Here is a 19,707-nt window from a genome sequence, read left to right on the forward strand (position 1 = left end):
TTATTCCGCCAGCGGCAGCCCAACCAAAAGCGATGACACCAACCCCGTGCTGACCGCCATGACAACGCGCAATCCGTCGCTTTGATCACCGTTTTCGTTGAACCAACCAAGGATCACGGGGCTGTCGGGCACCGCATCACGATCTGCAACCAAGGCCCCGTCTGGTGCGATCACGTCACTATAGCGCGCGATGAACCCGTCCGGTGCCACAACAAACCCCGCGACGGTATCGGTCCCGTACGTCGGTTTCACATCGCAAACCCGAAAGGTCGTATCGCCGTCCGGCCCGCTGTCAGCGGACAGGCCCCATTGCGCCACAAAGCGCGCGTCATGGATCAGCAGTGCGCCGCCGTCTTTGAACCCATCGTTAAGATCAACCCGATCATACACGCCCGGACTGCGGCCCATGCCATCAAACGGGGCATCGCCGCTGCGCACATAGGGCAAACAATGGTCCTGCAAAATCGCTGTGAGGCGGTCATCATCGCTGACATGGCGCCAGTCGTTGAAGGCCCACACCCCAAGGGACGCGACCAAGGCGCCCGATGCCAGCCCTAGAACTTTGGTTACCACATCCGGTCCTTTGCGTATTCGGCGTAGCCTTCATCATAGGCTTTGCCGTCAAATTCGGCCTGTTGTTCTTTGATCATCTGCCCTGCGGTGGGCAGGTCTTTGTTGGGATCACCTGTCCATAATTCAGATCGCATGATGGCCTTTGCGCATTGGAAATACGCCTCACCCACGGTTATCACGATCACGGATTTGGGGTGCTTGCCGTTTTGTTCAAAACTGTCGGTAACGGTGGGATCAACGGACAGAACGGCGGTGCCATTGACGCGGATCACGTTGGACGACCCGGGCACCATGAACATCAGGCTGACCCGCCCGTCGCGCACGATATTGCGCAAGCTGTCGATACGGTTGTTGCCGCGCCAGTCCGGCAGATGCAGGGTTTTATCATTCACCAGCCGCACGACGGGGCCGATGTCGCCCCGCGGGCTGCCGTCGGTGCCTTCTGGGCCCACCGTGGTCAGAACGCAAAAGCGCGCGGTGTTGATCCACGTGGCGTAGTGGGGCGTGATGCGGGTGATGACTTTGGTCAGGGACGCGGGCACGGCGGCGTCATAAAGCGCCTCAAGATCGTTGATCGTATCGATGGTTTTCATGTATCTATCGCGGTGAACCCCGCCTCGCGCATCAATTCGTTGGATTTGGTTTCAACTGCATCTTCGAGCTGTTTCATAAATTCGTTGACCTCAAGGCCTGCCGGGATGCGCGGCAGAAATTCAACCACGGCGACGCCCGGTTTGCGGTAGATGCCGCGCTTGGGCCAGAACACACCAACGTTGGCAGCCACGGGCACGCAATCCTGGCCGAGTTCTTTGTAAAGGACGCCGGTGCCGATTTTGTAGGGTGCTTTTACGCCCGGTGCGATGCGGGTGCCTTGGGAATAGATGATCAGCTGACCAGGGAACAAACGCCCTGCGGCGACATCTGCCACCATCTGTTTGATCGCGGCACCGCGTTTGCCACGTTTGACGGGAATACAGCCCACGCGCAGGCCGAACTGCCCGACAACGGGGGCGTATTTCAGAATGTCTTTCATGATGAAGCGGCCCGCTGGGATGTCGCCGTAGATCATCAATACATCAAGGAACGACTGATGTTTGGCGGCGATCAGGACTTCGTCTTGTGGGGGCGTGCCGCGGACTTCGCATTTCAGGCCGATCATCCAACCTGCGAACCATTTGATAAACCAGCAATAGGATCGGCAGCACAGGATCGCGTAACGGCGCGAGATCACGGCGGGGATGGCGAACACGATGCCCCATGGCAGCAGGGCGACATACATCACGATGATAAAAATCAGGGACCGGACCCATTGGATGGCGTATGTCATGATTGCTCCTTTAGGGTGCGAAGGGCGGCTTGTCGTGTGGCCACAAAAGCGACGAAGGCGGCGAGGATCGGGATGGTCAGCGGCCAGAGCCAGTGCCAGCCCTGAAATCCAAGACCCGTCAGAAACCCACCCGCTGCATCCGTGCTGGGCAGCAGCAGCACGGCAAGCGTGCCGATGGCCGTGCCCACAGCCGCACCGAGCAAGGCGCGCAGGGTAAAGCGGCGCACAAAGGCGCGGGCGATGTAAATATCGCGCGCGCCCACCAGCCGCATGACGCGGATCAATTGCGCGTTGGCGGCAAGGGCGGCGTTCGCGGCCAGTGTAATCATGGCGCCAGTGGCCCCCGCGATCAGCAGGATCGACACGAACCCCAAAAGGCGCAGGCGCGATGCGGCTTCGACCAGTGGTTCGCGCCAGCGGGTGTGATCATCCAGAACCGCGCCGGGGACTTCGGCCTGAAGACGCGCGCGCAGGCCTGCGGTGTCGTATCCGGTACCGTCTGCGATGACTTCGATCAATTGCGGGATCGGCAGGGTTTCAACGGGCAGGTCCGGCCCGAACCACGGGGCCAGCAGCGCGCGTTGTTCATCTGCGTCCAGCGCACGGGCGTCGGCAACGCCGGGGGTTGTGCGCAAAACCTCAAGCGCGGCGAGGGTCTGGGCGTCCATCTGATCGGCGGGCGCGGAAATGCGTAAGGTAGACGTTTGGGCCAATTCTGCCGACCAACGATCCGCCAAGCGGCCCGTCGCCAGTGACAGAGCCAGCGCAAACACCGCCAGAAACGCCATTGCGCCAGACGTCAGCAGCGTCAGGCGGGCGGTGTATCCGGTGGGCGGCACGGCGCGATCTGCCTGTGGATCGCCAGACAAAAGCGTGAGCACGCGGGCGATAAAATCCATCACAGATCGGCCCCCGCAAGCTGCAAGCGACGATCTTTGAGGCGCAGAACACGCGCGCTGACCTGTGCTTTGGCGGCGCGGATCAGGCTGATGTCGTGGGTCGCGATCAACACGGTTTTGCCCATTTTGTTCAGCTCAACCAAAAGCGCAAGCAACCGCTGCGACATTTCCCAATCGACGTTGCCGGTGGGTTCATCGGCAAGGATCACTTCAGGCGACATAATGACGGCGCGGGCGAGGGCGGCGCGTTGGCGTTCACCGCCGGACAGCTGCGGCGGAAGCTGGTCGGCCTGTCGCGTCAAGCCGACCCACCCCAACAGATCCACAAGATCGGCGGCTTGCGTGGTTTGGCCCGCGACGGTCAGCGGCAAAGCGATGTTTTCGGCAACAGACAAATGATCAAGGAATTGACAGTCCTGATGCACGACCCCGATGCGCCGCCGCGTATCGGCCACGCTATCACGATCCAGACTGCGGGAATCCTGCCCGAACAGGCGCACCTGCCCGCCCGTCGCGATCAGTTCGCCGTAGCACAGTTTCAAAAGAGTGGTTTTGCCCGCGCCCGACGGACCTGTCAGAAAGTGGAAGGACCCGGGCGCAAGTTGCAGGTTCAGCGCAGAGAACAGCTCTGCTCCGCCGTAACTATAGGCCACATTGTCGAGTTCAATCACGCCTGCCCCCGTTCGTTGATTTAGGTTTTGGCGCAAAGCGACGGCACATGCAATCTGCCTGCGCGACGGCACGCTTGTAAAACCTTTGCGCTTGGTGGACAGGATCGGTAAGATTCACCCAAATAGTTCGGGCAGAATGCCCGATTGAGGCGAGGGAACTAAGACATGCGGCTGATTTGCCCGAATTGCGGGGCGCAATATGAAGTTGCTGATGACGTGGTGCCAGAAGCCGGGCGCGACGTTCAATGCTCCAATTGTGGTCATACGTGGTTTGAAAAACCCGGTGCATCCGAGGCAGCAGAGCTGGGTACAGAGCCGACCCCGACACCTGATGCAGCGCCCGAGCCCGAGCAGCAGCCTGCGCCGGAACCTGAACCCGAACCACAGCCTGAACCTGAACCGCAGCCTGAACCCGAACCCACACCAGAGCCTGAACAGCCCGCACCCCGCGCGCGCGAATTGGACCCTGGCGTCGCGGATATTTTGCGCGAAGAGGCGGAGTACGAACAGGCCGCCCGTCAGGCAGACGAAAACACGATCGAAACGCAGCCTGACCTTGATCTGTCCCATGATCCCGAACCAAGCGACCCGGACGAGGACCGCCGCAGCCGCGAGGCGCGCGACCGTTTGGCAAAGCTGCGCGGAGAGCCTGAAATTGCCGCCGCTGTCGGGGCCGCCATTGCGCAAGAACGCGATGCGCCGCGCCGTGAGCTGTTGCCCGATATCGAAGAAATCAATTCATCCCTACGCCCCGACGCCGCGCAAAGCGATGTTGGCATTGATGAAGACGATCTGCCCAAGCAAAGCAGCGGGTTCCGCCGTGGATTCATCTTGATGGTGATCCTCGCGGTGATCGCGCTGGCAGCCTATATCTTTGCGCCACAGATCAGCGCGGCTGTGCCACAGCTTGATGCACCGCTGACGTCCTATGTGAATTGGGTCGATGGGCTGCGCATCTGGCTGGATCAACAACTGCAAGGGCTGATCGCATCGGGCACACCGGACGCTGGCGAAGGCTAAAACCGGTCGAGCAAGCGGCGCAGGTAATCCAGTTCGATCTGCGGGCGTTCCTGATCCGCTGAGCGATTGCGCAATTCCTGCAGCAGTTCTTCGGCGCGGCGGTTGATTTCATCCTGAAGCATGGATTCTTCGGTGCCGAACTGGCCGTTGTTGCCGATTTCGCGGCCCAATGGATCACGGCGTTCGGGTTCGGGGCGGCCTTCGGCATTGCCAGTCTGGGTGCCTTGGCCTTCTTCGAGGTCGTCCATCTGGTTTTCCGCCAAAGCCTGCCCAAGATTGCGCAGACCTTCGCGCAGGGCATCCATGGCTTCGGCTTGGCGATCAATCGCCTCGGCGAGGTCACCTTCGCGCAATGCGTCTTCGGCGCCGTCCATCGCGCCTTCGGCACTTTCCAAGGACTGTTCAGCGCTTTCGGCCGCATCGCCGGACAAACCGGGCAGGCCGTTGCGCAATTGGTTCAACCCGTCGCGCAGGGCTTGTTGGCGCTCCGCGAGGCTTTGGGGGCTGCCGCCACCTTCGCCGCCCTGCCCGTTGTCGTCTGTCAGGCCGCCCTGTGTGTTGTCACCTTGACCTTGGCCCTGACCTTGTTGTTGGCCCGGTTGCTGGCCGCCTTGGCCATCTTGCCCGTCTTGACCTTGCTGACCCGGTTGATCGCCTTGGCCTTGTTGCTGCCCCGGCTGTTGGCCGCTTTGATCGCCGGGCTGCTGGCCTTGTTGCTGACCTTGTTCCTGGCCCTGATTGAACTGTTCCTGAAGGTCACGGAACGCCTCATCCGTGAGGTTTTGTTGTTCGCGCAGGGTTTCGGCGAGGTCTTCCATGGATTGCTGACCGGGCATAGGGGGGCCATCGCCGCCATCCCCACCTTCAGTCATTTGCAGGTTTTCCATCAATTCGTTGAGCTGTTCCATCAGCTCCATTGCTTCGGCCATGCGGCCTTCTTCCATCAGTTCCTGAATGCGGTCCATCAGGGCCTGTATTTCGTCCTGCGTGATGGTTTCGCCGCTTTGCTGCTCGTCGGGTTGATCGGTGCCGTCGTTGTCGGACGGTTCCATCTCATTGGCGAGTTGCTGCATATAGTCGTTCATCGCTTCGCGCAGTTCTTGCATCAGTTCGGCGATTTCTTCGTCGGACGCACCGTTGCGCATTGCTTCCTCAAGCCGTTCTTGCGCGCGTTCCAGGCGGGCACGGGCATCCGCAAGGGACCCTTCTTCAAGCTGCACGGCGAGTTCCCACAGGGCGTCTACGATTTCTGATTGCACGTCATCCGATAGGCCGGATGTTTCCATTGCCTCAATGCGGCGGATGATGGCGCGCAGGCGCAGGTAGGTCGTTTCATCGGGGAACACTTCGTCGGGGCGGTTGGACACGGCACGCAGCACTTGGGCAACGCGGGGCGCATTGGCCTTGGACCACAAGATATCGCGGCGCTGTTCGATCACGGCGCGCGCAATGGGCTGAAAGAACCGCCGCCCCGGGAGGGTCAGGTGTTCGACGTCGCTGGTGCCGATCTGGCCGACGCCATCTTCGACCTGCAAGGTCATTGTAACGGGCAGGTTTGCCCACGGGTGTTCGCTGAAATCATCAATCAGCAGTTCTTCAAAATCAGCGCGGTCACCGGAAAACGGCATCGGCAAATCGATGACAACGGGGTCGCGCGGGTCAGGATCGATGATCAGCCCGTAGCGGCGGTTCAGCGCGGTAAGGTCGAGTTCGATTGTCGCGGTGCCCGCAATAACGGCGTAGTCATCCATGGCCGAAAACGGCTGGGACATTTCGCCCTGCGCGTCTGCTTCGATCGGGCCGGTGAATTCGACGGTGGGTGGTTCATCGGCGAGCAACAGGATTTGCCACGATGTGCCGCCCTCGCCCTCAATGGACAACGTGCCAGCCTGCGTAACCTCGAACCCTTGTTGTTGATCGGTCGCGGCACCAAGGTCCGTCGTGCGGCCCGACACGGTTTCACTGACCGACAAATCGCCGACTTCGCCATAAAGGCGCAGCGTTATGAACGACCCTTGCGGGACTTGCACGCGGTTGGCGACAATATCGGCAAGGTAAAGCGTGGGCTTTCCGGTGTAGGCGGGCGGTTCGATCCAGCCTTCCCACACGGGGCCAGTGGCCAGTATTTCGGTGCCTGTGCCCGATTGCGTAACAGACCCGATGCGCGAGATTGACCCGACCAACAGCGCCACAACCATGCACAGCACAGCCATGTAGCGCAAACCGTAGGGATCTTTCGAGGACACGCGCAGATCGGGTTCAACCGCCCGCGCCAGCCGTGTTTTTTCCTGCATCCGAACGAGGTGTGCGGCCCACACGGCCTCAGAGGCGGCATCACCTGCGCCGATGGCTTGCACGTCATTCAGCGCGGCGATGGGGCGACCGGGAAGGCGCGCATCAACGCGGGCAACGGCCTCGCCCTCGCTTGGCCAGTTCAGACGGCGGATTCCGTGATAGAATGTCCACAACAGCGCCAGAATTGCGATGACACCGTAGGTCCAGACCACTTCGAGGGGCAGAAAATCCTGCCAGCCAAGGATCAGCGGGGCCAATACGAAAAACAACACTGTCCAGAAGGGCCAGAACGCCTGGGTCACACGTTCTGCGATCAGCCCCAAGCGGGTCAGCAAAACGGGCATTTTCAAATGCCGTGGCGTTGGACCGAGTGGGGTCAGTGGGCGTCTCCTGATCAGGATGGCTGGTGTTATGGTGTCATAGCCACTCTGGTATGGTATCTCGATTGATCATCTCGTCAAAGGTCGGGCGTCGGCGGATAACCGCAAATTGATCCCCATGCACCAGAACCTCGGGGATGAGGGGGCGGGAATTGTATTCGCTGGACATCACGGCACCGTAAGCCCCGGCTGAGCGGAACGCGACGAGTTCACCCGCCTTGAGCGTCGGCATATTTCGGCCCTTGGCGAAAGTATCGCCAGATTCGCAAACCGGGCCGACGATGTCATATTCTGTTTGGTCTTCGCCCGGCGCGGGTTCTTGCACGGGAATGATATCGTGATGTGCTTCGTACATGGCGGGGCGGATCAGATCGTTCATCGCGGCATCAAGGATCAGGAATTTACGCCCCTCGCCTTCTTTGACGTAGATGACATCGGCGACAAGGATACCTGCATTGCCTGAAATCAGGCGGCCCGGTTCGATCTCAATCTCGCAGCCCAGATGGCCGACTTCTTCTTTGATCAGCGCGCCGTATTCCAGCGGTAGCGGTGGTGCGTTGTTGTCGCGCGCATAAGGAATGCCGAGGCCGCCGCCCAGATCAAGGCGGGTGATTTCATGGCCGTCCGCGCGCAGGGTTTCCGTCAGTTCGGCGACCTTGCGGTAAGCGAGGCGGAAAGGTTCAAGTTCGGTCAGCTGGCTGCCGATGTGAACGTCGATGCCGATCACCTTAAGCCCGGGGAGCTTGGCCGCCGTTGCATAAACCTCGCGCGCGCGGCTGATCGGAATGCCGAATTTGTCTTCTTTTTTGCCGGTGGAGATTTTGGCGTGGGTCTTGGCGTCCACGTCAGGGTTCACGCGCACGGTGATTGGCGCGACCATGCCAAGGGACACGGCGACGTCCGACAGCACCTGCATTTCGGGTTCGGATTCAACATTGAACTGGCGAATGCCGCCTTCCAGCGCGATGCGCATTTCATCGCGCGTTTTGCCGATGCCGGAAAACACGATTTTGTCGCCGGACACACCAGCGGCCTTGGCGCGCAGGTATTCGCCACCCGACACCACATCCATACCCGCGCCTGCATCACCAAGAAGTTTCAGCACAGCTATGTTGGAGCAGGATTTCATCGCAAAACACACGAGGTGATCCGTGCCCGCAAGTGCATCATCAAACAGTTTGAAATGGCGCAGCAGCGTGGCCGACGAATAGGCGTAAAACGGGGTGCCGACGGCGGCTGCGATGTCTGTAACAGCGACGTCTTCGGCCATCAGCTGACCGTCGCGATAAAGAAAATGGTCCATTAGGCGGATTTACTCATGCGGATGAAAATATAAAGAGGAAGGCCACAGCTGACGCCAATGCAGAACGTCGCCAGAATAGCGATAAGGCGGATGAACTGGCGGGTTTGTGCAGTTTCATAAATCACCCAGACGGTCAGCGCGATGGCCGCAATCGTAAGGTCCCAGACAAGGCCGGACGCGGCGGCATTCACGTGCCACGCGTCGACCATCGCCATGATGTCCCACGTGTTTTGCTGGAACCACTGGATGAAATAATACATCGGGTGGATCGCGCCCCACAGGGCGAGTGCGGCAAACAACCAGCGCATCTTACAGGCTCAGCCCGACAGAGAACGTGCCGTTGGTCGCGCCGACATTCGCCGATGTATTGACCCCGTTGGTGCCCGCGCTGACACCAACATTTCCGGTTGGGCGAAAGGGCGGATCATTGGCACCGCAGGCCGCCACAAAGGCCAGCGCAGTGAGGGCGAAAATTTTGATCGTCATGACAATTCATCCTTCCAGCGGGCGATTTGGGCGCGAACGTTGACGGGTGCGGTGCCCCCATAAGATGTGCGGCTGGCGACGGAATTGTCCACGCCCAACACGTCAAAAACTGCATCGGTGATGTCTGCGTGGACTGATTGCATGTCTGACAGCGTCAATTCCGGCAGATCGCAGCCTTTTTCTTCGGCCATGGCGACGAGCGATCCAGTAATATGGTGCGCATCACGAAACGGCAGGCCCAATTCGCGCACCAACCAGTCGGCGAGGTCCGTGGCAGTGGAAAAGCCCATGGCGGCGGCGATGCGCAGATCGTCTGGGCGCGCTTTCATATCGGCGACCATGCCTGTCATCGCGGCGAGGCCGAGCATGAGGGAATCCGCTGCATCAAACGTCTGTTCTTTGTCTTCCTGCATGTCCTTGGAATAGGTCAGCGGCAGGCCCTTCATAATCGTCATCAGCGCGACATTGGCCCCGAAGATGCGGCCAATTTTGGCGCGCAGAAGTTCAGCCGCGTCAGGATTGCGTTTTTGCGGCATAATGCTTGATCCGGTGGACCAACGATCCGACATAGCGACAAAGCGGAATTGCGCGGACGACCAGATAACCAGCTCTTCGGCCAAACGGGACAGGTGCATCGCGCAAATCGACGCCGCGCCAAGGAATTCGAGCGCGAAGTCGCGTGCAGCGACGGCATCAAGCGAATTGGCCATGGGGCGATCGAAGCCCAGCGCGTCTGCAGTCATTTGACGATCAAGCGGGAAGGACGTGCCTGCCAGCGCTGCTGCGCCAAGGGGGGATTCATTCATCCGTTTGCGCGCATCGGCGAAACGAGCGCGATCACGCGCGAACATTTCGACGTAGGCCATCATGTGGTGGCCCCATGTAACCGGCTGGGCGACCTGAAGATGCGTAAAGCCGGGCATGACCCAATCAGCGCCATCTTCGGCTTGGCCAATCAAGGCCTCCATCAATGCCTTTAGGGCACTATCAGCAGCGTCGCATTGATCGCGCACCCACAGGCGGAAATCGACCGCGACCTGATCATTGCGGGATCGGCCTGTGTGCAAACGCCCTGCGGGTTCGCCAACGATTTCTTTCAGGCGCGCCTCGACGTTCATGTGAATGTCTTCGAGTTCGACACGGTAGGGGAATGTTCCGCCTTCGATTTCTGACAACACCGTGAGGAGGCCTTCACGGATGGCCTCTGCATCGGTATCGCTGATGATACCTTGTGCGGCCAACATGGCTGCATGCGCGCGGGAGCCATCAATGTCTTGTTTCGCCAAACGACGGTCAAATCCGATGGACGCGTTGATCGCTTCCATGATCGCATCCGGACCCGCGGCAAAACGACCGCCCCACATTGCATTCGAGGATGATTTATCAGACATGAAAAGCGTCCCTAGCCCAAGGTTTAACAGATGAAGAAACAACTGATTTTCGCAGTCGCCGCCGTCGTTGGTGTTGCTGGTGGGCTATACTTGGCATCCGGCAGCGGGGAAACCCCCACGGTGCCCGAGATTGATTTCACAGCCGTTGAAGAGATGCGGCAGGGTGACATGCTAAAGCTGCGGCTTGGTGCGGATCGCGGATCAGATGTGGTGTTCACCCATGAGGACGGATCGGACCTGACGTTGGACGCCTATCAGGGCAAGTATGTGCTGGTGAATTTCTGGGCCACATGGTGCGCGCCATGCCGCAAAGAAATGCCGCATCTTTCGCAGTTGCAAGATGAGTTGGGTGGCGCCGAGTTCGAAGTCGTAACGATTGCGACAGGTGTGAATCAGCGCCCCGCAATGGAGCGGTTCTTGGCTGAAATCGACGTTGATAACCTGCCCCTGCACACCGATGCCAATTCTGCGTTGGCGCGGGATATGGGCGTTGTCGGTTTGCCTGTGACGTTGGTCCTGAACCCCGAGGGGTTCGAAATTGCGCGCCTGATTGGCGATGCAGATTGGGCGAGCGACACCGCAAAGGCGATATTAGCGGCGTTGATGGCGATGTGACGCATTTGCTTATCGACCATGTGCACTGCCCCGTTTCAGGGACAATCCGCGAGGTAGAACGATGCGCAGGTTGTTCGAACATAGTGTGATCAAAACTTGCATTGCTATACTGGAATACTAGTCAGCATTTCTTGACATAGCCTAAAGTGGGACGTAGTCAGATTACGTAATTTGTCGGCGACACCATTTTCGTGGGCGGTGATTTTGCACTGCTTTGATAGGGCGTTCTGTTCCGCCTAGATCTGTTGGCCGACCCTTGGTTGGAGGCTTTGACATGAAAATCACAGGCGCGAAGATCTTTGTTGGTGGGCCCGCCAAAAATTACGTCACGATCAAAATCATGACTGATCAGGGTGTTTATGGCCTTGGTGATGCCACGCTGAACAACCGTGAAACCCTGCCTGCCGCGTATTTACAAGATTATCTAATTCCGAACCTGATCGGGATGGACCCGCGCAACAGCGAAGACATCTGGCAGTTCTTTTATCGCGGGGCGTATTTCAGGCGTGGGCCGATCGCGATGGCGTCGTTCGGGGCGATCGACATGGCGCTGTGGGACATCAAAGGCAAACTGGCCAACATGCCGCTGTATCAGCTGTTTGGTGGCAAAAGCCGCGATGGGGCGATGGTTTATGCCCATGCCACAGGCACCGATCTGGAAGACCTGATGGACAGCATCACCGCCTATGTTGAACAGGGTTACAAAGCAGTGCGCGTGCAATGCGGCATCCCGGGGATGCCCAGCGCCAGTTATGCGGTGCCCGAAACCCGTGGCGCGAACAAAAACTACATCAGCGATTTCAGCGGTGTGCGCCCCAAGATCGAGGTCTGGGATACCGAAAAATACCTGCGTTTTATGCCAGGTGCTCTCGCTGAAATTCGGGCGCGGTTTGGCCCTGACCTCAAGATACTGCACGACGTCCACCATCGCCTGACCCCGCGCGAGGCGGCGCAATTTGCCAAGGCTGTGGAACCTGTCGGGCTGTACTGGCTCGAAGATCCGACCCCGGCTGAAGATCAGAACGCGCTGCGCCTTTTGCGCCAACATTCCACCGTGCCCGTCGCGATTGGTGAAGTTTTCAATTCGATCTGGGATTGTAACACGCTGATCCAAGAAGAACTGATCGATTTCATCCGCGTTGCTGTCACCTATGCCGGGGGGATTACCCATGTGAAACGCATCGTGGACCTTGCCGGATTGCATCATGTCAAAACCGGATTTCACGGCGCGCCCAGCCATTCGCCGATCAGTATGGCCGCGCAACATCATCTGAATGCCTGGGCCCCGAATTTCGGGATTCAGGAATATCTGGTGCTGGGCACGCCCGAATGTGACGCGCTGTTTCCGTCTGATCATAAAATGGAAAACGGGATGGTCTATGTTAGCGATGCGCCCGGTCTGGGCGTGGATTTTGATGAGAACGAAGCAGAGAAATACAGCTACCGCGCTGGCAGTCATCCTGTCGTCAGGTTGGAAGACGGGACGATATGGGACTACTGAAAATCCTTCGAAGGCCACGTCGGGATGTTTAGGCTTTATGATCGCATCACACGGATCGCGCTTGGTCTGGTTGACCCGTATGACCCCGGCGATGCCAGCCCGCCTGCCCGCCATGTTTGGCCCTATCTGAAATCGCACCTTTACCCGCTGCGCTGGGTTTTGATCCTCAGCGTGATTGTCACCGTCATCGCGGCCAGCGTTGAGGTTTGGTTGATCAGCTATGCTGGCCAGTTGATCGACATGCTTGCCGACACGCCGCGCGACGAGATTTGGCAACGCCATGCGCCAAATCTGATAGGTGCTGCGTTTATCTTGATCCTGTTTCGGCCCGTGTCGCAATTTCTGCGTCACGCCGCCAATGACATCAGCCTGCAATGCAATGCCGCCAATCTGTTTCGATGGCGCGCCCATGCGCATCTGACCAAACAGTCCGTTGGTTGGTTTCAAGACGATCTTGCCGGGCGCACCGCTTCGCGGCTTGTCTTGATGGGGAACTACGCGACGTTTGTGATTTATCATTCCCTGAACGCAGTGGCCTTTGGTCTTGTCTATATGATCGGTGTGGTCACGTTTATGGCGGGCATCGACATCCGGTTGGCGGTTCCGCTGTTCATTTGGCTGGCTCTTTATATCTTGGTGATGGTGGTCATCATCCCGCGCATGGTGCGGTCGATGGAAACGTTCATGGCGTCGAAATCCGCCCTGCTTGGCGGGGTCGTAGATACGTTTTCGAACTTTGACACCGTCAGCCTTTTTGCGCGACGCAAAGACATCGAGGCAGATCACCGCGCGTGGCTTGAAACAACCCGCGAAAAGCTGTTTTTGGCGCGTCAGATCAGCGTCGGAATGCGGACATTAACCGTCTGGCTTGAGGGGCTGATTATTACGGGTTTCGTCGGCTACGGTGTTTGGCTTTGGTCGGGCGGTCATGCGACAATCGGGCTGGTCAGCGCCGCTGTCGCCATGAGCCTGCGCATCACGACAATGGCCGATTGGGTGTCCGAGGCGGTTTGGGCGATTTTTGAAAATGTCGGATCTGTTCGCGAAGCCCTGCGTTCAATTGCACAACCGCTTAGCATACCGGATACATCGGGCGCCCCCGAACTTAGCGTCAGCGGGGGCCGCATCAGCATCAACAACATCCGCCATCATTATGGCAAAGGCCAGGGTGGGCTGGCGGGGATCAGCGTTGATATTCAATCGGGTGAAAAGATCGGGTTGGTTGGGCCATCGGGTGCGGGCAAATCGACGTTGGTCAATTTGATACTGCAGTTTTACGAACCTGAATCCGGACAAATCCTGATTGATGGTCAGGATGTTTCTGCGGTTGATCGCGAAAGCCTGCGCAACGCCGTTGGGATGGTCAGCCAGCAGGCGGCTTTGTTGAACCGTTCCGTGCGTGACAACATTGCGCTGGGGCGCGACGGCGTTTCGCAAAACCAGATCGAGGCCGCCGCCCGCGAGGCCCAAGCCCATGATTTCATCACAGATCTGCAAGACAGCGAGGGACGCCGCGGTTACGACGCGCACGTTGGCGAACGCGGTGTGAAGTTGTCAGGCGGGCAACGCCAACGTATTTCCATCGCGCGGGTGATCCTGAAGGATGCGCCAATTCTGATATTGGACGAGGCCACAAGCGCGCTGGACAGTGAGGTGGAGGCGGATATCCACGCGGCGCTCACGACAATCATCGCTGATAAAACAGTCATCGCGATAGCACACAGGCTGTCGACCATCGCACAGATGGACCGCATTATGGTGATAGACCAAGGCGCGATTGTGGAAAGCGGCACGCATCAGGATTTGCTGACCCAAGGTGGGCTTTATGCGCGGTTGTGGGATCGCCAGTCGGGCGGGTTTATCGGCCACATTGATTGATCGCAGAACACGAACGGTCCGACCCGTTATGTTGCGACCTGCGCGCGTTTCCAATTCCCTTGAAACAGGCGGCGGTGAAAAATCGGGAACTTGATCAGTTCTTCGACAAACAAAAGGGACAGAACCCAGAACACCGGCACGTTGAAAACCAGAACGGCCAATGCAGTCGCGGGCACGCGAAACAGCCATTGGGACCACACAAAGATATGCATCACATAGATCGTGTCACCACTGGCGCGCAGGGTATTGCCACAGATCGCGTTGGATTGTTTCGGGAACGGCAAGATTAGCAATATCGGCAGGAAGCCAAGCAGGATCGTGCGGGTTTCAAGGCTAAGATCGGCGTACAGATAGGTCGCTGACAGGCAAATCCCTGCATAGATCAAGGCTACGAACAGCGCGGCAACAAACCCTGCGCGCCACGCACTGCTGAGGAACCGATCCAGCACAGCGGCAGAGGGTTGTTGGCCCAGCAGTTGCGCCACGATGATGCCGGTTGCTTGTGCCCATTGCATCCCGATTGTGCCCGCCACCATGATCCACGGTGTGATCAGGGTCATGGCGGCAAATTCATTCAGGCTTAGGTTGGCGTAGATCAGCGTGCAGATATGGGCCGCGAAGGTCGCGCTGATGAATGTCGCGGCAATCGGAAGCGAAAAGCTGAGGTGGCGATACACCGTCAGCGCAAATGTAGACTGACGCCAGCCACGGATTTTGGCCAAAGCGGCATCCACCCGCCAAAGTTGGATCACAAGGAAAACGACCTGAATGCAGACCGCCAACGCGCTGCCCAGTGCGGCCCCTGTGACACCAAACGCGGGCAATCCTGCATAGCCGTGGATCAGCACGATGCTTGCGATGACGTTGATCGGCAGGGACAGACAGAAACTATAAAGCGGAACGCGGGTGCGGCCGCATCCGTTGAAATAGCTTGATAGGCATTGTCCTACGGCTTCGCCCAATATGACAATGGAAAAGACCGCGAGGTATCCCCTAGCCATGCCCGCAATGTCGTTCGTCGGGGCCATGGCATTGATCAGCGACCCGCCAAAAAGCGCGAGAATGATCAATCCGACACCACCGACAGTCAGGCTCACGGCCAGCCCTGACACGAGTGTCGATTTCACGAAAACAGGGTCGTTCGTGCCAAAGGCCTGCGCGGTTCTGATCTGCATCGCGTTGGAAAACGCTAAGATGGCCCCAAGAACAAAGCCCGCAATCGCCGCGGCAAGACCCATCGCTGCGAGGGCGGATTCGCCCAGCGACGACACAAGATAGGCGTCAATCACAACGGTGCCGTGCAACATGACCGCATTGATTGTCATGGGCCATGCAAGGCCAAACACATGTCGCCATGTGCGGTGGTGTTCAATATCGTTTGTGATGTCCGGCGTTTGGTCGGTCATGAACGATAGACAGGGGAGAGCGCATGAACCGTAATTGCCCGCAGCGTGGATGCACGTTTTGACGCCGCATTTTTGCTGCGCACAGATATGGTGCCAGGGTTAGGCATCTACCGTTTCAAAATAGTTGGCGTTCGTGGCGGTGATTCTGTCGATGGTTTCATCCAGTCGGGCAAGGTGGAACTGCCCCACGTCCACGGCGCGTTCTGCATCATGGGCTTTGATCGCGTCGGCGATGCGTTTGTGGTCTTCCATCAGATCAGGGAGCCGCTGTTCTTTTGACAGTCCAAGACGGCACAGACGATCGACTTTGGCTTTTTCGGCCATGATGACGTCAAAGGCGAAATCTGCGCCCGAGATTTCGCACAGAACTTTGTGGAATTTGTAATCAAGTGCGCCGAACCCGTCGACATCGCGATCTTTGATGGCTTTTTCCTGTTCCAGAATTATGGCGTCCATGCGGTCCGCGCCTGCGGCGTCACAGCGTTCAGCGGCACGGCGCAGGACCTCCATTTCAACGGCAGCGCGCACGAAACGGGACTTTTCGATTTCACGCATAGAGAACCGTTTTACTTCGGTTGCGCGTTGGGGCCGGATCAATAGCAGATCAAGGTTCGCAAGGCGGCTGAATGCGTCCCGAACGGGTTGGCGCGAAATGCCGAACCGCGCGGCCATCTCTGCCTCGGAAATTTTATCACCGGGCCGCAGGGCCAACGTCGCGATCTGGTCGTGAAGGTAATCAAACACCTCATCGACGCTTGTTCTACGCTCTGTCAATCGCACTGTATCCGGCATGTGATCTTCTCCTTTAAAATGGCCACAAGACCATTTGGCGGCCCCACAACACGAAGGCCCTACCACAAAATCCTGCATCACTGCGACATACGCGCAGTTTGGAATGAAAGACAGACCTTCTCCTCCTCATTACCAAATTTGTGACTAGTATGCTAGCTTATAAACTAGTATTCTAGTTTCAACGACGTCGAATCGGCGTCCGTTCGGTGCTGCGTGCAATGGTTTCTATAGGGAGGGAACGATGTCGGGTGTCAGTCTTCAACAACTCGTAAAATCATACGGTGCGGTGCAGGTCGTTCATGGAATTGATCTGGATGTTCAAGAGAAAGAATTTGTTGTTCTGGTTGGGCCGTCTGGCTGCGGTAAATCAACGACGCTTCGTATGATTGCCGGTCTGGAAGAAATCAGTGGCGGCGAACTGACCATCGACGGGCGCCGTGTTAACCGCGTGGCACCCAAAGACCGCGATGTCGCGATGGTGTTTCAGAACTACGCCCTTTACCCACATTTGAACGTTGCCGATAACATCGCCTTTGGCCTGCGCATCCGTAAGGAAAGCAAAGAGGTTATCGCGTCCTCGGTTGAGGAAGTTGGCGAAATTCTGGGCCTGACGCCCTACCTTGAACGCCGTCCTGCGGATTTGTCCGGTGGTCAGCGACAGCGTGTGGCCATGGGCCGTGCGATTGTGCGACGCCCCAAAGTGTTTTTGTTCGATGAACCCTTGTCGAACCTAGATGCCAAGTTGCGCACGCAGATGCGCGCGGAAATCAAACGGCTTCATAAACGGCTCGGCGTTACGTCGATCTATGTGACTCACGATCAAGTTGAGGCGATGACCCTCGCGGATCGGATTGTTGTTATGCATGACGGGCGGATTGAGCAGATTGGCACGCCGATGGAATTGTTCCTGAACCCCGTGAATACATTTGTGGCCGGATTCCTTGGATCGCCACCGATGAACATGGTTAAGGCCCGCGTCGCATCTGGTGCGAACGGACCAGTGGCAGAGTTTAACGACTACACCTTACCGCTGGCTAATATCGCATCGCTGCAAAATGCCGTTGGGACTGACGTGATCCTTGGCATCCGGCCGGAGTTCGTCAACGTGACGCGCACGCCGGGTAATGGCGCTGTCCCGGTGGATGTTGACCTGATTGAAACGCTTGGGTCTGAGGCCCTCATTCACGGAACGCTGCTGAACGAGCCTTTCGTCATTCGCACGGAAACCGTCGGTCAGATGGACGTGCTGGACGGTATTTCAGGGTTCACGATCGATCCTGATCTTATTCGTGTGTTTGACGCTGAAACGGGATTGGCCCTGCCCGGCCAAGTGACCAAACAATGAGCGCCCCATCCGACAGCCGCGTAGCCCGCATTGTCGATCACTTGAAACGTGAATGGCAGCTTTACGCGATGCTTTTGCCGACGATTATCTGGCTTATCGTGTTTCTGTATAAGCCGATGTATGGCCTGCAAATCGCCTTCAAAGACTATTCTATTTTCCGCGGTGTAGCAGGAAGCCCGTGGATCGGGTTCGAACATTTCGACAGTCTATTCAACAATGACCAGTTCCTGCGCGCCCTAAGAAACACCATCATCATGAGCGTCTATGGCCTTTTGTTCGGCTTTCCTGTGCCGATCCTTTTGGCGTTGATGTTTAACGAAGTTCTGAACCAGACCTTCAAGAAATCAGCCCAGACGATTGTTTATCTGCCTCACTTCATTTCATCGGTGATCATTGCCGGTATTGTCATCACCTCGTTCTCGCCCTCGGCGGGGATTGTGAACACGATACTGGGCTGGTTCGGGATCGATTCAATATATTTCCTGACCAAACCGGAATGGTTCAGGCCGATCTTTATTGGGACCGGAATCTGGCAAGAGGCCGGATTCCAATCGATTGTTTACCTTGCCGCCATCGCGGGCGTGTCGCCGACTTTGTATGAATCGGCGGTCGTGGACGGGGCGTCGCGTTGGCAGATGATGTGGAAAATCACCATCCCGTCGATCATGGCGACGGTCATCATTATGTTGATCATCCGGATCGGCAACATCCTCGAGATTTCGTTCGAGATGATTATCCTTCTGTACCAGCCCGCCACCTATGAAACCGCCGACGTCGTGAACACCTTTATCTACCGTCAGGGTTTGCAAGGGGGCCAGTATGATTTTGCCGCCGCTGCCGGCCTGTTCAACGCGATTGTTGCGTTCGTTCTGGTGATCACCGCGAACACAATTTCAAAGCGCTATTCGCGCACGTCGCTGTGGTAGGGGGGATCGCAAAATGGCAAATATGAACCTCTATTCGCGCGGCGACAAACTGTTCGTCATTGTGAACATGATCCTTTTGGGGATCTTCACGATCTCGACCCTGTACCCGTTTATCTACATCGCGGCCATGTCGATGAGTACGGGATTTGAAGCGCGCGCAGGCAATGTCGTTCTGACACCTGTTGGCTTTACCCTTGAGGCATACAAGCAGGTGCTGAGCGAGGCGCAGTTCTGGATCAGCTACAAGAACACGTTTATCTATACGATTTTCGGCACCCTCACGAGCCTCGCGTTTATCATTCCCGGGGCCTATGCCCTGTCGCGTCCACAACTTTACGGGCGCAGATTCTGGAACCTGATGGTGGCGTTTACCATGTGGTTCAATGCGGGCCTGATCCCGTTTTTCCTGAACATGCGCGATCTTGGTTTGCTGGACAGCTACATCGGCATCATCATCGGATTTGCGGTTAACGGGTTCAACATCATCTTGTTGCGCAACTTCTTTGAGGCGATCCCGCAGTCCTTTGAGGAAGCCGCGCGGATGGACGGCGCAAACGAATTCCAGGTGCTTTGGAAGGTGTACATGCCGCTGTCCAAACCCGCCATCGCCACGGTTGCGCTGTTTTGTATTGTATCACGTTGGAACGGATTTTTCTGGGCCATGGTCCTGTTGCAAGACGAGGACAAAATCCCGCTGCAAGTCTATCTACGCCACGTCATCGTCGAGCTGTCGGATGATGAAGAGTTCGCCAATTCGTTGCTGACGTCGGCCTATTCGTTCGAGACCGTGAGCGCGGCAATCATCGTATGCTCGATCATACCGATCTTGCTGATTTACCCCTTTCTCCAGAAATATTTCAGCAAGGGAATCTTGCTGGGCGGAGTGAAGGAATGACGAC

General features: G+C 57.6%; 19 protein-coding genes. 7 read left to right on the forward strand and 12 right to left on the reverse strand.

What is annotated here, in order from left to right; translation table 11 throughout:
- The 5 genes from L0664_RS08750 to L0664_RS08770 are packed head-to-tail and all read right to left on the reverse strand — an operon-like array spanning position 1 to position 3,470.
- On the reverse strand, positions 1-573 hold the full coding sequence (locus tag L0664_RS08750; protein WP_235225269.1) for a hypothetical protein: 573 nt from the start codon (positions 571-573) through the stop codon (positions 1-3).
- Positions 567-1,166 (reverse strand): pyridoxamine 5'-phosphate oxidase family protein, encoded by a 600-nt coding sequence (locus L0664_RS08755; RefSeq protein WP_235225270.1) that lies wholly within the window; start codon positions 1,164-1,166, stop codon positions 567-569. The genes L0664_RS08750 and L0664_RS08755 overlap by 7 nt, the downstream gene beginning before the upstream one ends.
- A complete protein-coding gene (locus L0664_RS08760; RefSeq protein ID WP_235225271.1) occupies positions 1,163-1,900 on the reverse strand; it encodes a lysophospholipid acyltransferase family protein in 738 nt (245 codons plus the stop codon). Before L0664_RS08760 ends, L0664_RS08755 begins: the two co-directional genes overlap by 4 nt.
- Positions 1,897-2,799, reverse strand: a complete 903-nt coding sequence (locus L0664_RS08765) for a cell division protein FtsX (RefSeq protein WP_235225272.1) — start codon at positions 2,797-2,799, stop codon at positions 1,897-1,899. Before L0664_RS08765 ends, L0664_RS08760 begins: the two co-directional genes overlap by 4 nt.
- The gene (locus tag L0664_RS08770) at positions 2,799-3,470 is read right to left on the reverse strand and encodes a cell division ATP-binding protein FtsE (RefSeq protein WP_235225273.1); all 672 of its coding nucleotides are present in this window, start codon (positions 3,468-3,470) and stop codon (positions 2,799-2,801) included. The genes L0664_RS08765 and L0664_RS08770 overlap by 1 nt, the downstream gene beginning before the upstream one ends.
- 165 nt (positions 3,471-3,635) lie before the next feature.
- Between L0664_RS08770 and L0664_RS08775 the strand changes: the two genes are divergently transcribed.
- Positions 3,636-4,490: a zinc-ribbon domain-containing protein gene (locus L0664_RS08775; protein ID WP_235225274.1), complete on the forward strand. Its 855-nt coding sequence runs from the start codon at positions 3,636-3,638 to the stop codon at positions 4,488-4,490.
- Here the strand turns inward: L0664_RS08775 and L0664_RS08780 are convergent.
- From L0664_RS08780 to argH, 5 genes are all read right to left on the reverse strand, one after another.
- Positions 4,487-7,129 carry a DUF4175 domain-containing protein gene (locus tag L0664_RS08780; protein ID WP_235225275.1) on the reverse strand — a complete coding sequence of 881 codons (2,643 nt, stop codon included), beginning with the start codon at positions 7,127-7,129 and terminating at the stop codon, positions 4,487-4,489. The genes L0664_RS08775 and L0664_RS08780 overlap by 4 nt on opposite strands.
- Before the next feature lie 73 nt (positions 7,130-7,202).
- A complete protein-coding gene (gene lysA, locus L0664_RS08785) occupies positions 7,203-8,468 on the reverse strand; it encodes a diaminopimelate decarboxylase (protein WP_235225276.1) in 1,266 nt (421 codons plus the stop codon).
- On the reverse strand, positions 8,468-8,776 hold the full coding sequence (locus L0664_RS08790) for a DUF2834 domain-containing protein (RefSeq protein WP_235225277.1): 309 nt from the start codon (positions 8,774-8,776) through the stop codon (positions 8,468-8,470). Before L0664_RS08790 ends, lysA begins: the two co-directional genes overlap by 1 nt.
- A gap of 1 nt (position 8,777) precedes the next feature.
- Positions 8,778-8,954, reverse strand: a complete 177-nt coding sequence (locus L0664_RS08795) for a hypothetical protein (RefSeq protein ID WP_235225278.1) — start codon at positions 8,952-8,954, stop codon at positions 8,778-8,780.
- Positions 8,951-10,345, reverse strand: coding sequence for an argininosuccinate lyase (argH, locus tag L0664_RS08800; RefSeq protein WP_235225279.1), 1,395 nt, complete (start codon positions 10,343-10,345; stop codon positions 8,951-8,953). Before argH ends, L0664_RS08795 begins: the two co-directional genes overlap by 4 nt.
- A gap of 30 nt (positions 10,346-10,375) precedes the next feature.
- Between argH and L0664_RS08805 the strand changes: the two genes are divergently transcribed.
- The 3 genes from L0664_RS08805 to L0664_RS08815 all read left to right on the forward strand — a co-directional run bounded on the left by L0664_RS08805 (position 10,376) and on the right by L0664_RS08815 (position 14,339).
- The gene (locus L0664_RS08805) at positions 10,376-10,960 is read left to right on the forward strand and encodes a TlpA family protein disulfide reductase (protein WP_235225280.1); all 585 of its coding nucleotides are present in this window, start codon (positions 10,376-10,378) and stop codon (positions 10,958-10,960) included.
- Between the two features lie 274 nt (positions 10,961-11,234).
- Entirely contained in the window at positions 11,235-12,461 is a 1,227-nt protein-coding gene (gene manD / locus L0664_RS08810) for a D-mannonate dehydratase ManD (protein WP_235225281.1), read from the forward strand.
- A 24-nt stretch (positions 12,462-12,485) separates the two neighbouring features.
- On the forward strand, positions 12,486-14,339 hold the full coding sequence (locus L0664_RS08815; RefSeq protein ID WP_235225282.1) for an ABC transporter ATP-binding protein: 1,854 nt from the start codon (positions 12,486-12,488) through the stop codon (positions 14,337-14,339).
- 26 nt (positions 14,340-14,365) lie between these two features.
- On the opposite strand, the gene L0664_RS08820 is transcribed toward L0664_RS08815, so the two are convergent.
- Together L0664_RS08820 and L0664_RS08825 are read right to left on the reverse strand one after the other, a co-directional pair.
- Entirely contained in the window at positions 14,366-15,745 is a 1,380-nt protein-coding gene (locus L0664_RS08820; protein ID WP_235225283.1) for an MATE family efflux transporter, read from the reverse strand.
- A 99-nt stretch (positions 15,746-15,844) separates the two neighbouring features.
- Positions 15,845-16,537 carry a GntR family transcriptional regulator gene (locus L0664_RS08825; RefSeq protein WP_235225284.1) on the reverse strand — a complete coding sequence of 231 codons (693 nt, stop codon included), beginning with the start codon at positions 16,535-16,537 and terminating at the stop codon, positions 15,845-15,847.
- 241 nt (positions 16,538-16,778) lie between these two features.
- Between L0664_RS08825 and L0664_RS08830 the strand changes: the two genes are divergently transcribed.
- The 3 genes from L0664_RS08830 to L0664_RS08840 are packed head-to-tail and all read left to right on the forward strand — an operon-like array spanning position 16,779 to position 19,703.
- Positions 16,779-17,882 (forward strand): ABC transporter ATP-binding protein, encoded by a 1,104-nt coding sequence (locus L0664_RS08830; protein WP_235225285.1) that lies wholly within the window; start codon positions 16,779-16,781, stop codon positions 17,880-17,882.
- Entirely contained in the window at positions 17,879-18,808 is a 930-nt protein-coding gene (locus tag L0664_RS08835; protein ID WP_235225286.1) for an ABC transporter permease, read from the forward strand. The genes L0664_RS08830 and L0664_RS08835 overlap by 4 nt, the downstream gene beginning before the upstream one ends.
- Positions 18,809-18,821: 13 nt before the next feature.
- A complete protein-coding gene (locus L0664_RS08840) occupies positions 18,822-19,703 on the forward strand; it encodes a carbohydrate ABC transporter permease (protein ID WP_235225287.1) in 882 nt (293 codons plus the stop codon).
- The last annotated feature ends 4 nt before the right edge of the window (positions 19,704-19,707 follow it).

Origin of the sequence: Octadecabacter dasysiphoniae, from assembly GCF_021532615.1 — a bacterium.
GTDB lineage: Bacteria > Pseudomonadota > Alphaproteobacteria > Rhodobacterales > Rhodobacteraceae > Octadecabacter > Octadecabacter dasysiphoniae.